Below are 14,754 nucleotides of genomic sequence, written 5' to 3'. Positions count from 1 at the left end.
CCATTCTCCTTCCCTTACTTAACCACTTTCGCACCAAGCGTCTGCTCAAAGTGAGAAAGTGCCCACTCGTGCCCCGCTTCATTAAAACTTGCCACGGCATTCTGGTGGATCACAAGCTCAAAGCCTTTATTGTACGCATCAACAGCTGTATGAAGTACACAAATATCGGTACACACTCCGGCTAAATGAAGTTCAGTGATGCCACGCTCGCGCAGTTTCATTTCTAATTGTGTGCCTGCAAAAGCAGAGTATCTTGTTTTTTCCATATAGTAGACATGTTTTAAATGTTTTGACGTGTGAAATAGTGAACTTAGTTTTCCATAAAGTTCAATTCCCTCTGTCCCGCGAATATTATGGGGCGGAAATAACTTTGTCTCTGGATGATAAGGGTCCTCTTCTTCATGATGATCGACCGCAAAGACGACAAAGTGTCCTTCATCAATAAACGAAGAAGTGATCTCTGTGATCTTAGGTTCAATCGCCTGCCCAGGCTTTCCGCATGTCAGTTTTCCATCGTCTGCAACAAAATCAACTGTATAATCAATACAAATCAATGCTTTGCCCATCCGCATCTCTCCCATATGCTCTTTTGAATCATTATAGCCTATTCATTTCACTAGGGAAACCTATTCAACAGATTCACGAGAAAAAGCGTTTTGAAACAGCTCATCTTCTATATAGATGTGCTCTTGATTGATCGCACTTGGCGCCTCTATGACAAGACCAAAAGGCGAGTGTGCTTCGTGATGATTCACCACTTTAAAAGAGCATCCATTGACATTTGCCATTTTGACATATTGAGAATAAGAAGCATAAGACAATTCACCATTTAAAAGAACAGTGGCTTGCCGATTGGCCTTTAATACTTGTTCTACCTCTTGATACGGTTTATTTCTTGATACCTGTCCCTTTGTCAGGACGAGAAGCGCTCGTTCCCTTAATGAACCGAGAAACATTCTTCGTTCATCGGGCTTTGTTTCAGCATGTCCAAATATCCCTTGCTGCAAATAAAAGTCTACGGATTCTTCTTTCATCGCTGTGTTCACTCCTGGTTTCTGAATTTACATTTCTGTGACCCAGTGCACAATCTTTAGTGCGAGCTCACGGGCTTCGTCTGTTTCTACTCTTTCCATTAAGGATTGTTCAAGTGATTGTTCAAGCTGCGCTTTTTCGTCCTCATACGCAATGGAAATACTCCATTCAATATCAGGTACGGCGACAAGCGTTTTATATTCTTTTTTATTTTCATGTAAATATACATTGTAGGTCTTTGGTGGCCCGCTTGTGATGTGCGCTTTTCTTATTTTCATTTGACTCTTTTCACACCTCTTTTTCTTCTTACATCCATATCCATTGTACCATAAAAAAAGACAACTTCTGAAAAGGGATCCCTTTCAAAGCTGTCTACGCATTAAAGCTCTTTTGCTGGCTGATGAGGTTTGAATCCCAAACAAATGTGACGTTTGGACTGTTGAAAAATTGGACAAAATCTCCTGCATTATAAGTGCCTGAACCACCGGCGGAGTGATCGACACTTTTTGGAGAAATTGCAAAAACATCACCGAAATGTGCAGAACCGTTTCCAATGACACGGTCAATATGAATAGGTCCAACAATCGCTGGCATCTTTCCACCACCTTTACTTACCCTCATCATATGCCCAGCGCATAAATACGTGTATATCCAACATAAAAAAAGACAGCTGATACGTCTTATCATCAGCTGTCTTCTATGCATTAAATGATTGAGGCTGGCCGAACAGTGTGAAGTCCCACAGCATGGTGGCATTTGGATCACTTGTGAGGGACATATAATCGCCTGAGTTAAAGGCTCCCGCCCCGCCAGTAGAGTGGTCTACGGCCAAAGGGGCAATGGCCAGAACATCACCGAAAGTAGCCGCACCGTTTCCTCCTAATGACTCGATATGAATAGGTCCAACGATTGCAGGCATCAGAATCCCCCCTATCTGCTTATGTAAATCATCTTATGCAAAAAGGGGAAATTTGTGCATCTGTCCTATACGTTTAAATGCTGTTCTTTTCGAGAACGCTGGCGCAGCTGAACCAATCTCACAATATTCAGTGTGATCGCTTTGAGCAGCGCATAGACAGGGACCGCAAAGATCATGCCTAGTATTCCGCCAAAGCTTCCTGCCCCAATTAATAGCAGGATAATGGTCAATGGATGTGTGTTAAGACGTTTCCCAATGATCAATGGAGAAATGACGTTTCCATCGACTTGCTGGACGACAAGAATAACAATTACTGTTACAACCGCTTTTCCAGGCGAATCAAGAAAGGCAATGAGCACAGCTGGTGCCGCGCCAAGATATGGCCCAAGGTAGGGAATCACGTTTGTGACCGCAATGATAATGCCGAGAATGAGCGCATATTTCACACCAATTAATAAGTAACCGATAAAACAAGCAACTCCGACAAATAAACAAACAACAATTTGCCCCTGTATGTAAGCAGCAAGCGTGTCGTTTAATTCTTTGAAGATTTTCAGCCCTTCCTTGCGATAAGGCATTGGCAAAAATTGAACGAGCTTGTCCGGAAACTTATGTCCGTCTTTCAGCATGTAAAATAAAATAAATGGAACCGTGATCACGGCAAGGGCGATATTTGCAATCACGCCAAACACCGCAGACATGCTTGAAGCAATATTTTCCGGTAAATCTTTTAATGTCGAAACGATCGTCTGTTCAAACTTTGAGACAGACACATAATCTTGGTTCATCATCCAAGTAAATGTTTTAGAGTGTGAGAAGTCGTTGATAAATTTCTGCATATCCGTCACATATCCAGGGAAGCTTTTGACAAGTCCGCCTAACTGCGTGACAATGACAGGTCCGGCAGCATTGACGATGAATGTGATGAGTCCGATGAACAGGAGATAAATGATCAGGATGGCGAGTGACCTAGGAATCTTCTTGGACAAGAATCGCACAATTGGATTAAAAATGAAAAAGAGAATACCTGCCAGCAAGATAGGGACAAACAGTGTTGACGCAAATAAAATAATCGGCTGAAATAAAAACGAAACCTTTGTTGATACATACACAATGAGTAAAACAAGTAGTATTTGGAATGTCCAAAAATGAACTTTAGATTTTAACAAAGATGCTCCTCCTGTTACATATTGATCTTATTAAAAAACTACTATTCAACCCACCTTCTGTCAACTGCTTCTTGTTTTAGAACCACATTTCATGAAAAAAAAAGAACAATTGGTATATCATGCACTATTTGCAGATATACATTCTGTAAGCATGAAAAAAGCAGACACCTATGCATCTGCTTGTTACACTCTTTCACTGTGATCAGGCATCACCGACACGATTTGCTGGATTCGCACATAAAAAACTGATTTTGCCCCCGCCTCAATCACAATATGATCCGGCATGACTTCCTTCAATTTTCCACGCACAGTATCTTTTACTGTTTGAACAATCAATCTCATACCGACCACTTTCTGCAATGTTTGATAAACATATGGATCAACTAATGAAACAAGCTGTGGACTTCCTTGTTGTGCCATCCTACCTGCCCCTTTACTTGTGTATTTACCTACAGCGTATGCAATGACCCATATGAGTGTCACTCAGCAAAACTACAACATTAATACCATATTTTTACAAATTATATTTTTTTACATTTTTTAGAAGTATAATAGATTGGTGCTGCCAACAATTTCAATCATTTGAAGAGGTGAATTATTTTGAAAAAATTAATCTGTATCGTTGCTGTCATGCTCTTTCTATCCTCTGCAAGTTATGCGTATGCAGGCACAATTGGAGATGACCCTGGTACACCAGGAAAGTGGTTTAAAGGAGAAGAGCCAGTTCAAAAAGAAGAGTCAAAACCCCCTCTTGTCTTTGTTCATGGTATTAATAGCTCTTCCTCCACTTGGTTCGATCGAAACGATATGGCAAAACAGGCTGTTCTGAACGGATACGAGAGCGCATTCATAGATTTGCATCCAGATCAGGACATGAAAAAGAATGGCAAACTATTAGCAGAAAAGCTAAAAGAAATCTATGATTTTTTCGGAAGAAAACTCATTGTGATCGGTCATAGTAAAGGCGGAATAGATACACAGTCAGCACTTGTGTATTACAATGCCCATCCATATGTTGATAAGGTCATCACACTCGGGTCCCCTCATTACGGGACGCCGCTTGCCGATTTAGCGTATAGCAAGGGCGGGAGCTGGCTTGCGCAAATACTTGGACAAAAAAGCGACGCGCTCTATTCTCTGCAAACGGGTCTTATGGCGGCTTTTCGAAGTGAAACTGACCGATTAGAGACGTTTCCCAATAAATATGTCACCTATTCTGGTTCGGAATGGGGAACATTTGGCAGTGTGCTTTATTTAGGCGGCATGTATTTAAAAAGCTTTGGTGCAAACGATGGCGCTGTCACGGTAAGCAGCACAAGGCTATCATACGCAAACAATATCCTAACGGGAAAATGGGATCACTATTCGATCAAAAACGGCACAAGCATGTTCCCAGTGTTCCAACATCAGCTGCTGGCAAGCACCGCAAGCGCTGAAAATGATGATAACCCGAAACAAGAGTCAATCTCTGCTGAGCTGAATACAGATGTTTACGTAAAAGGTGGCGAAAGTGAAAAGGATAAAACAGAAGCATTCTATGTAGAGGAAGGAACGAATGGCTTATCGATTCAGTGGTTAAATGAAAGAGAGGAAGCACAGCCGGAAATCGTCGCCCCAAATGGAGACGTCTTAACAAACCTTAAGACATCGGAAGCATCTTTCCCATATGAAGGCGCATATTCACACCATGTGCAGATCAATAAACCCGTTCCTGGAGAATGGACGATTCGATCGAATTCAGGAAAAAAGACTCCTTATTTGCTGCTTGTATCCTTTGATTCACCATTAAATGACGAAATCAAAATTGTTGCAGCGAAATCAGGGGATGCATCAACACATTCGAGCCGTCTGATCAAACGGTTAAGCAAAACAGTAGAGACCGTTTACTTTAAGGATGCACAAAAGGATCATCCACTTAAAACGAGCTCTTCATCAGCCGTTCAATTGAAAAAAGAAGGTGCTTATTCCGTCACGGTACATTACACGGGACTCACGACTTCAGGAACATCTGCGTTTAACCGTACCGTTATTCGCACATTGTATGTGGATCAGCATGGAAATATTCATGGAGACATCCCATACTAAACAGAGCGTTTCATGGGCTGAAGTGCCTGCTGCACCTTCTGATCCAAATCAGCCATTTTTTTAAGTGCAAGTGATTCATCTATTTGGCGGTAGTGATGCTGTCCACCAGGCTCTTCATCCATTTCATCTGCTTTCTTCACAATTTGCTGGAGTGTGTCCTTATGCAGGTCGCCCTCTGGCAAATAAGAATCCGTGTGAAGCAGAATCGCCAGCGCAATATCTTTGGCTGCTTTTGGTTCCTCTCCGAGCCGTATGAGCAGTTTGTGAGCCCGTTCTGCTCCTTTAATGGCATGAATATCATTGCGTCTATATGTCTCGTAATCCCATTCTCCGCCGGCAGTATACCATTCATAGTGACCGATGTCATGCAAGAGCGCTGCTTTCACAGCAAGATCTGGGTTAATTCCTGCCTGCATCGCCAGCTTGAATGCGTGATAAGCACAGGCAATTGCATGGGCTTTTCCTGAACGATTTAAATACTTTTGAGCGACTGGATGGGTATAAACATCCATTAATGTAACCTTTCTCATGGAGACCCCTCCTTATCTATATTTTTAGCATCCTAACATATTCTGAAAAGAAACTCAAATGTTCTGTCATATTTCCTGTGAGTCTCAAGATTAGCTTATGCCAAATCAGCCATTCTTGCTTGTACCATAAGAAAAAAGCAGTCGTTATGACTGCTTCAAAATTGTTGACAAAGGGCTAAAATGAACTTTATTTTAGCTCTTTGTCTTCGAGTATAATAATAAAATATTAATCACAATCACGAAGAACGGACACTGAATGCGAGGGTTTGTCTTCACGCTGAGCAGTCGTTATGACTGCTTTTTCACATATTCACGTGCATCGTATACACATCCGCCAACTGGATCATCCGCTAAAAGGTCGAGCAAAATACTTGCGACTTCATCTGGACTCTTCAGTGTGCCTGTTTCATATAATTGCTGAAAACGTTCAATTTGTTCGAAGTCCTGTTTTGATGACTTCCGAATCTCTCCCTGCATATCTGTATCAATCGTCCCAGGTGAAAAGGAAAACGTGTTAATAGGATGCGCCTCGTTTTGCTGTTCCTCATGTAAAGTCCTCATAAACATATCGAGTCCCGCCTTTGAGCTGCAATACGCACTCCATCCTTTGTATGGGCTTTTAGCCGCTCCAGAAGAAAGATGAACGATTGTTTTCTTCCCTTTGAATGATTGAGTCTGTTCAGCAAATACATGACTAAGCAAAACAGGAATGACAAGGTTCAACGTATAATGCTGATGAAGCGTTTCCTGTCCGCCTTGCCCAACGCGTTTGATAGGGGTCACCATTCCAGCATTATTGACGAATAAGATGTCATCAGCGTCTGCGAGTGTTTGCGGGGACAGAATATCTTGAAGCCATGCGGCAGCTGCTACTTCATCTGTCAGGTCAACCTGTGTATGTGTGAGCTTTGGATCGGATATTGGTGCTGCACTTCTTGCCGCAGTATACACATGATCCCCACGTGAAAGCAGCCGGTTCACAAGTGCTAGGCCAAATCCTTTTGATCCTCCTGTAACGATTGAAATTCGAATGACAATCTCCTCCCTTGATAACACTATTTTACGTAGTGAATCGGCTTGACATCAAGTAATCTGCATATAGAAAAGCCTGCCCCTTTTAAAAGAGACAGGCTATTTTTTTTCAGCTTTTACATTCACCTTTGGAATCAGGATGATCATCACGACGATGCCAGAGGCAATCAAGAAACCAAAAATGATAGGAAGCAGCGTCGATGTCTGCTTCTCATGATCGTCGACAGAAGGTGCTGATACAGCCGAATCGCTAAAAGAGATGTTCATCTCTTTCATCATACGAGCTGGTGTTTTAGGCGGGTTCTCTTTCAGATCACTGAATAGCTGTGGAGAAAGATGCCCACCCGAAGTTTTAGGCGGTTCAGCAAAATGAATGTCTGTTTTGACTTTTGTCGTTGTTTTACTTTGTTCGTATTTCGTTTGATCCCTCAATATACTCGAGTTAATATTGAGTTCCTTTTCATGATATTCATTCGGCTTGACGTTTGTATCCGTATCTTCACCAGCAGCGAAAGCAGCAGGAATGAGGAAAAAAAGGGATATGACACAAAGTGCCATCCCTTTCATGATCAGATTAAGCCTCATGTGTCACATCACGTTCCTCTGTCTTATCTTTCCATAGCTTTGTCACAAGTGGTATAACCATTAAGAGGACCGTTAAAATCACTAACCCTGTGATACCCATTCCAAAATTGTCCCCATTCCCGTATTGGATCGACATATACACGTCTGTCACCGGATTTGTAAAGTGGAAATTCGGCATCACCAAATCAATTAACGGAGCGACAAAGAAGAAAATAAGCGCCGTTGCTGCCATCCATCCGGCAATAGATCCGAAAAGGAAAGCCGTGCGAATAAAGGCTGAACAAGTCACCAACAGCAAAATCGTGAAAATCGACCATTGAATGGCTTGATCATCTGCGAGTTTGTAGATGTTAAGTCCAAACAAGCTGATCATGAGCCCAACTAAAAGATTCAAAATGCCAAACAGTGCACCTTTGACCAGCATCGGGGCCGCCGCATAATACGAGCTAAAAAAGCCAATCAATAAACTGCTCATCATCACAATGATCAAAATGACCACTGGTGGTACAGTCTGCGTTTTTTCTTCCGGCACATCCCCGCTAATTTTCAGCGGGTTGGCTAAGTGGTTATACACATAGTTGCTATTGCCTTGATCGCTTAATGTGTTTCCTAAAATACCATTTAAATCATGCTGAACAAGTTTCGTTGAATCTACATTCTTGCTCCAGTTTTCATTCAGCGTATCTGCTTTTTCTTGAACCGTTGTCACACTCTCTTCAATGTTATTCGTATAATCCGCCACCCCTTTTTGGCGGTCGGTTAACGAACTCATATTTTCAGAAAGACGAAGCACTTCCTGACCGATTGAATCCTGCGCACTAACGACAATGGAACTGCCTGCAAGGTCTGCCGTATACACCGCATCTCCTTGATCAGCCATTTGCTCAGCCACATTGTCCGCACTTTCAGAAATCGTATTTAATTCCTGTTCCATACTTGCCTGCTGCGTCGAAATATATTCTGCATAGCCATCTGAAAATTTCTGCATCTCATCAATAAAAGTAGACACATCATCGTTTGACGTCAGCATTTGATTTTTGAGCGTGTCCCAGTTTTCTGTTTCTTCTTTTTTGATGGAGAGGATGGACTTGATTTCATCTCCTTTTGTGTCTAGTAAAGAAGAGTTATTAGATGGTTGATAGACATTAACCATCATCATCTCTAACTGGGCGAGTTGATTGGAATACTCCATTAATTTTTTAGTTTTTGTTGAATTTGTTTCAAACTTTTTCTCAAAAAGGTTATCCTTAAAGGCTTCACCAATCGGAGAGTTTCTGCGCTTCAGCTCTTTTACTTTGCTTAAAATAGAGGATTCCTGATTTTTGATTTCATTTGGAATCACATTATATCGATCTTGTAACCATAGGAACATCTTTTCAAGCTTTTCTACTTTTTTCGTAAGGCTCTCAAGCTCTTTACTCATCTGACTCACTTTGTCCTTCAATTGGTCATTATGAGCGGTAGCTTTTTCTTGAATCTTCTTTTTCACTTCTTCTAAACGAGTCGAGAGCGCTTTAAGGTCATCCTGAGATGAATTCGTGCTGCCGGTATCTGGCTGAGCAGGATTTTCATCGCCTTCACCTTCTTTGTCATCTTCAGTAGAAGGCGGCGTCTCCTGTTCTCCTAATTGATCTGCAAGATCGTCCATTTCTGTTGAAATTTGCGAGAGCTCATTTGTTTCTTCATCTAGGTTAATCCCAATCTCTTCTGGGTTTTCATTATCTTGATCTGATTGCCCGTCATCATCAGAGTCAACTGGAGGCTCAGGCTCATCCATCAACTCTTGCCGTTTTGCCAATAGCTTCGTCTGTAAGGCTGATATCTTATTTCGATAGTCTTCTAAGTAACGATCTTCATAGTTTTTAATCAGTTCCTTCTGAGACGCCATCACAAGATCCGTTAATCCCGTTGCTTGCTTAGGAATGGCGTCCTCTCTTGACTTTTGAACAGATTGAATGGCGCTGTCAGTTGTTTTCAGCTGGCTTTGTACCCCATTCATGTCTGTTTTTAGTCCGCCCATTTGATCATTAAAGCTGCGGGCATTTTGGTTTTGAATGTCAGCGAGCTGCTTAAGCCCCTGCTGGATTTGTTTTTTGCTTGCGGATTGCGCTTTGATCAAGAGATCCTTTTGTTTGTCTTGATACTGCTGATATTGGTCCACTACTTTCACAAAGTCCTTTAGCTGGCTCTTCGCTTCTTCTGTTGTACTCAAACCGTCTTTATACTGTTTTTGTGAATCGGTCATCGCATTTTTTAATTCTTCTATTTGTTTCTTCTGCTGCTGGACGGCATCAGATAGTTTGTTCGAGTTTGGCTTATAGAAGTTATACATCGTGTTTTGGAATTCGACTTCTTTCCCGACAATATGCTCAAACTCTTCTCTGACATTGCCGATTTCCTGTGATACAAAACTCCAGTATAACGTCGACATCTGTTCATTCATTTTCTTTTGCGCATTTTCCAGCTCTCTTTGCACTTTTTCTTTATTGACTGCATTGAGCTGATCTTGAATCGAAAATTGAATGGATGCCTTTTCAGGATGGTCTTTATCATAGCTCAGCACATTTTTGGAGAAATCAGACGGAATATAGAGGACAGCGTCGTACTTCCTGTTTTTCAGTCCATTTTCCGCCGCACTCCGATTGACTACGGTCCATGTATAATCGGGACGCTCTGATAATGCTGCAACCACATCCTGCCCGAAACGAGCGGTGTTTTCACTTTCGCTCGCTCCCATATCCTCATTGACCACAGCAATATTACGTGTGGCATTCTTCTTCTGTTTTGCCGGATCATCCCCAATGAGATGGAAAAATAAAACCGGCAAAACAAGAATCAATATCATAGTGGATACGATTTTGATGGAGCTTTTTTGCTGCTCTGTCATTGAACACTCTTCCTTTCTACCGCACATAAAGGAACCTGGATTTTCTTCTCTTTCCCGTTTTCAACCAAATACCCGAAGCCTGGCTGAATGTCTGGTTCTTGTCTTGCATACGGAAGCGGTATGATGTTTTGCTCTGATTTTTTCATGAGTAACATGGCATGACGAACTTGTTTGATTTCATTAGTCAATGCATCATAGCCCTTACTGAATTCGGTATGATTCCCTGATGCAATCAGGCTAAAGCCTAGGTGTGCATATGACTTCATGAAATCAGCCAATTGATCTTGCAAGCGCGGATCGATCGTCTGCTGAAAACGTGTGATGCCATCGATCACAAGTACAACTTGAGGAAATGACAACTGATCGGTCTCTCCTTGTCGTACAGCTTCAACGTATATCTCTTCCCGCACCTTGAATAAGCGGTCCATTTCCTCTGCCCATTCGGTGATATCATCCTTTGTTTCTAGGTAATTGATGTTCTCTTCTTTTGCATAATGGGAAAGACCCCGATCGATTGAATCAAAGACGGCCAGCTTTTCAGGCTTTGCCTCTAAAAGCTGCTCAAGCATCAGTTTTGTCACATTTGTTTTCCCTCGCTGCGTTTGACCGATAATGAGGCAGTGTTTATTCTTTTTCAAATCAAAGTAAACAGGTGCCACGGATTCTTCATCTAATCCTACTGGAATGTCGTAAGGCTGTTTTTGCTCTTCTAAATGACTCTCAAGCTCCCAAACTGTCAGCTTATCAGGCAGCATTGGCACAGGCTTTGGTTTTTCAGCCTCTTGAAAGCGCTCATGAAGAAGCTGAATCTCTTGTTTCAGATGCTCAAACAATTCGAGATCGTTCTCTCCTTCAACTGGTAAGAACATTTGCGCAAAATAAAGCTCTTCCTTGTTGATAATGACTCGTCCCGGAATCGGCTCTAAGCTGAATTTCGGTCTGCCAATAATCGAATACGCCTCCCCTTGATCCATCAAGTAATGAACAATCTTTGTTTTCAGGTTGTTCATGAGTGATTGGCGCACAGCGTTTACCCGAGTCGCTGTGATCAAGAAGTAAATGCCCAAAGACTGTCCATCACGGCTCAGCTGGATAAATTCAGATTCGAGATCATGCATTTCGTCTTTGACAACGTCAAAGTTGTCGATCACGATAAAAATGAACGGAAGCTTTTTCTCATTCAAAGCATTGTACATTTTAATATGACTCATTTCTTGCTGTCTGAATAACCGCTTGCGGTATTCAACCTCTTCACGCAGACGCTTCATCGACTTTTGAATTTTCCTCATTTGATCCATTAAGAAATAATCAGCCGTGTGCGGCAGTTTGGCGAGCGGAAGCAAGGTCCCGTTTCCGAAGTCATAAATATACGCATGCCATTCTTCAGGTGAATATCTCTCCGCAAAGCTCATGAGCAGTGTCGTGGCAGCAAGCGATTTGCCGTAGCCAGAGGAGCCGAAGATTCCAATATTCCCGTCTTCCATCATTTGATAAGAAAGCGGATGCTGGCTTTGCTGATCTGGCTCATCGACAAGCGCAAAATGGAAGACATGCTCTTCACTCGATGCATAACGTGTTTTTGGAATACGCTCTTCAAGCGGTGGAAGCCATGGACTCGGGAGCTTCTCAATCCCAAGCTCCTGCTGCATACGTTCAATTTCATCCACAACAGCAGAAATTTCCGTCACTGTTTCTTTTTTCACTGCCGGCTCTGTGCTTACCCCTGATAACGGGATGAGTCCAGTATCTGTCACAATGGCAATGTCATCTTCTGATCCGTAGCCATCTTCCATATATGGTGCACCGCTCCAAGCCGATTGGAACAATTCATAGATTTCATTGTTCCCTACTTGTAAATATCCCCGGCCAGTGACGGTAATCGACGCGGCATCACTATTTTTCAAAATTTCCTTACTGTCTGACGCATCTTGCACTTTTAGTGCGACCTTAAAGCGGGAGTTACTCCAAATTTGATCGTCAATGACCCCGCCTGGCTTTTGTGTGGCCAAAATGAGATGGACACCAAGGCTTCGGCCAATACGTGCGGCACTTACAAGCTCTCTGATAAAATCCGGCTCTTCACTTTTTAATTCAGCAAACTCATCAGAGATTAAGAACAAATGAGGCATCGCCTGTTCAGCCTTTTTCTCCTTATAGAGCTTCGTATAATCATTGATGTGATTCACATGATACTGATCAAACAACCGCTGTCTTTTCTTTAATTCACTTTTAATCGAGGCAAGCGCTCTTTCACTAAAGTTCTTACTGCCTTCAATATTTGTGATGGTGCCAAGTAAATGCGGAATATTTCTGAACGGCTGCGCCATGCCGCCTCCTTTGTAATCAATCAGCAGGAAGGCAACCTCATGCGGGTGAAAGTGTACAGCCAAGGATAAAATATACGTCTGTAAAAATTCACTTTTCCCTGATCCCGTTGTTCCAGCTAACAAGCCGTGCGGGCCATGTGCTTTTTCATGCAGGTTAAGGTCGACAATATCGTTTTTTCCTTTATAACCGATTGGCACAGATAATGATTTTGCTGTTTCAGATGTCAGCCACTTTTCACGAATGCCAATGTCATCTACCTGTTTGGCATGAAACAAATCAAGGAATGAGACCGTTTCTGGGATCGAGTTGGTCATTCCGACTTGATGATCTAACGTTCTCAGTGTTCTGGCAAACAGCTCATTGTCCGAGCGCTTATGTGCATCAAGCCGGAATGGAATCCGTACTGCCTTTTTGTGCTGAATGAGAATATCTCCTTCTTCCTCGTTAATATAACGGACAAGCGTTGAAATATTTTCAGCTAAGCTTTCCTTTGTTTCTGCGGCAAAGATAATGGAGATGCCGAGGTCTGTCCGGCTGCCTTCTAAATATTCTAAAATAACATGTTCAGCAATGAGTTCATGATTTGTCACAATGAACACAAAATGAGGCGTAAAGATTTTTTTCTCTTTTTCTTCTTCTAAATCACGCTCACGTAAAATTTCATAAATTGAGGACAAAAGCTGGTCGCGTGTTTGTTCATTGTAAATAAACCCTTTACCGTATGTATGAGGCAGCTGGAAGTGCGGAAGCCATTTCATCCATTCCCAATTCTCATACTCATGTTCATTAAAGATAAAAACAAATCTCAAATCGTGATAGCTGTGCGAGAAAGCAAGCTGGCCAACAAGCTGATGAAGCTCATTTTTCACAATCGCAGGCTTTCCAATTAATCCTGTTGGACCGTCAGCAAGACCGAATGTTATCGGTACACCCTTCACCTCACGATAGACTTTTTGCATGTGCTGCGTTTGTTCCATTAAGTCATCAATGTCACGATTGGCCATATCGCCGCCGCTCGCCGATAATTCATAGCTTGATGGAACTGCGCCCGTTCCAAGACGCAGCTGCAAGAAGTCGTCACTGACAAGCGTCTTTTCCCAAATCCGTCCGCTAATTTCTGACGTTAAGTACTTCATTTGTTCAAAGGACGGATAATGATACGTCAGAATATATTGCTGGCGGTCATACAGCTCCTGCAGCTCTTTCCGCTTGTTTTCTAAGTAAAGAGAGTATACTCGCTGCCGTTTCTCTTCCCGTCTTTTGCGCTGTGATTTCTCTTTAAAGTATTGAACGGACGATGTAATTAACGTCATGATAAACATAGCCATCGATACAACAATAAAGATCCCGCGCGGCTGGACAAGAGCAACAACCCCCATGACAATGAGCATCACAAGCGGCGGAAGGACAACAAGCCAAAGCCCTCTGCCGTTATTTTCACTCTCCTGTGAAGGAAAACTAAATGACACCCGATCATCAGGCAGATCATAAATTAAACGCGGTGTTCGTCTGTATAAAGGGTATTTTTGTTTTGTTTCTGTGCTTGGTGGTCTTGTTTTTTCTAAACGTGTTTGAAATGGTTCATATCCTGTCACTTGCAATAAATCATCCTCTTTAAGTGTAACCGTCAGAAAGTTCCAGAATAGCTCATCTCCTGCATGAATCTTTTCTGGTCTGTGGATTTGCTTTCCGTTCACATAAATCGTCTCTTCCTGAGGTAGGATATACCAAGTTCCTTCAATTTGTTCTAAAGTGAATTGCTTAGCATCTCGAAACATAGCATGAGCTTGTTCTTTCCACACATCGATCTCATCTTTCTCCTCATTTGAAAAAGACACCTCTACTCTATTTCCTAGGTAATAAATGTGTTGATCATGATGTGCATCCAGTAAAATGAGTGTGAGTGATCCAATTTCACATGGCTCATGTGGAAGTAATTTGCCTTTCTTCTTTTCTCCCTGGTAAATGAAAAAACCATCATTCGATTCATCAGGTGATAAACGAATCGCTCCTTCATCAAATGAAAGTGAAGAGATTGTCACGGTATGCTCTATTTCAGGTCCAATCACAGCTTCTCGATTGAACTGCTCATCTAAACGGACGGTTTGATAATCCTCCTCATAAAAAACCAAAAGAAGACTCAAACGCTCCACCTCCTCATAGGACAGCACCAACTGTCAGTTGTAT

General features: G+C 42.2%; 13 protein-coding genes. 1 reads left to right on the top strand and 12 read right to left on the bottom strand.

Annotation, left to right across the window (positions count from 1 at the left end; all coding sequences use genetic code 11):
- Positions 1 to 14: 14 nt before the first annotated feature.
- The 7 genes from BA70_RS01345 to BA70_RS01315 all read right to left on the bottom strand — a co-directional run bounded on the left by BA70_RS01345 (position 15) and on the right by BA70_RS01315 (position 3,540).
- Entirely contained in the window at positions 15 to 566 is a 552-nt protein-coding gene (locus BA70_RS01345; RefSeq protein ID WP_034317140.1) for a cysteine hydrolase family protein, read from the bottom strand.
- 60 nt (positions 567 to 626) lie between these two features.
- On the bottom strand, positions 627 to 1,034 hold the full coding sequence (locus BA70_RS01340) for a YueI family protein (RefSeq protein WP_034317137.1): 408 nt from the start codon (positions 1,032 to 1,034) through the stop codon (positions 627 to 629).
- Positions 1,035 to 1,061: 27 nt separating this feature from the next.
- Positions 1,062 to 1,310 (bottom strand): YueH family protein, encoded by a 249-nt coding sequence (locus BA70_RS01335; RefSeq protein ID WP_034317134.1) that lies wholly within the window; start codon positions 1,308 to 1,310, stop codon positions 1,062 to 1,064.
- A gap of 94 nt (positions 1,311 to 1,404) precedes the next feature.
- Complete coding sequence (locus tag BA70_RS01330; protein WP_034317131.1) at positions 1,405 to 1,626, bottom strand: spore germination protein; 222 nt, start codon at positions 1,624 to 1,626, stop codon at positions 1,405 to 1,407.
- Between the two features lie 103 nt (positions 1,627 to 1,729).
- Positions 1,730 to 1,951: a spore germination protein gene (locus tag BA70_RS01325; protein WP_003213446.1), complete on the bottom strand. Its 222-nt coding sequence runs from the start codon at positions 1,949 to 1,951 to the stop codon at positions 1,730 to 1,732.
- 65 nt (positions 1,952 to 2,016) lie between these two features.
- The gene (locus tag BA70_RS01320) at positions 2,017 to 3,120 is read right to left on the bottom strand and encodes an AI-2E family transporter (protein WP_034317128.1); all 1,104 of its coding nucleotides are present in this window, start codon (positions 3,118 to 3,120) and stop codon (positions 2,017 to 2,019) included.
- Positions 3,121 to 3,303: 183 nt separating this feature from the next.
- Entirely contained in the window at positions 3,304 to 3,540 is a 237-nt protein-coding gene (locus BA70_RS01315) for a YuzF family protein (protein ID WP_003213721.1), read from the bottom strand.
- A 180-nt stretch (positions 3,541 to 3,720) separates the two neighbouring features.
- Here BA70_RS01315 and BA70_RS01310 point away from each other — a divergent pair, with 180 nt between their 5' ends.
- Positions 3,721 to 5,205, top strand: a complete 1,485-nt coding sequence (locus BA70_RS01310; RefSeq protein WP_034317125.1) for an esterase/lipase family protein — start codon at positions 3,721 to 3,723, stop codon at positions 5,203 to 5,205.
- On the opposite strand, the gene BA70_RS01305 is transcribed toward BA70_RS01310, so the two are convergent.
- From BA70_RS01305 to essC, 5 genes are all read right to left on the bottom strand, one after another.
- A complete protein-coding gene (locus BA70_RS01305; protein ID WP_034317122.1) occupies positions 5,202 to 5,735 on the bottom strand; it encodes an HD domain-containing protein in 534 nt (177 codons plus the stop codon). The two genes, BA70_RS01310 and BA70_RS01305, sit on opposite strands and share 4 nt — an antisense overlap.
- 288 nt (positions 5,736 to 6,023) lie before the next feature.
- Positions 6,024 to 6,791 (bottom strand): (S)-benzoin forming benzil reductase, encoded by a 768-nt coding sequence (locus BA70_RS01300; RefSeq protein WP_051691099.1) that lies wholly within the window; start codon positions 6,789 to 6,791, stop codon positions 6,024 to 6,026.
- Between the two features lie 75 nt (positions 6,792 to 6,866).
- Positions 6,867 to 7,334: a type VII secretion protein EssA gene (gene essA / locus BA70_RS01295; RefSeq protein WP_193352334.1), complete on the bottom strand. Its 468-nt coding sequence runs from the start codon at positions 7,332 to 7,334 to the stop codon at positions 6,867 to 6,869.
- 7 nt (positions 7,335 to 7,341) lie between these two features.
- The gene (esaA, locus tag BA70_RS01290) at positions 7,342 to 10,239 is read right to left on the bottom strand and encodes a type VII secretion protein EsaA (protein WP_034317116.1); all 2,898 of its coding nucleotides are present in this window, start codon (positions 10,237 to 10,239) and stop codon (positions 7,342 to 7,344) included.
- Entirely contained in the window at positions 10,236 to 14,711 is a 4,476-nt protein-coding gene (essC, locus tag BA70_RS01285; RefSeq protein ID WP_034317113.1) for a type VII secretion protein EssC, read from the bottom strand. The genes esaA and essC overlap by 4 nt, the downstream gene beginning before the upstream one ends.
- Between the last annotated feature and the right edge of the window lie 43 nt (positions 14,712 to 14,754).

The organism is Bacillus zhangzhouensis, assembly GCF_000715205.1.
GTDB lineage: Bacteria > Bacillota > Bacilli > Bacillales > Bacillaceae > Bacillus > Bacillus zhangzhouensis.
The sequence above is the reverse complement of the archived record's forward strand: the minus strand, read 5'-3'. Positions and strand labels throughout refer to the sequence as shown.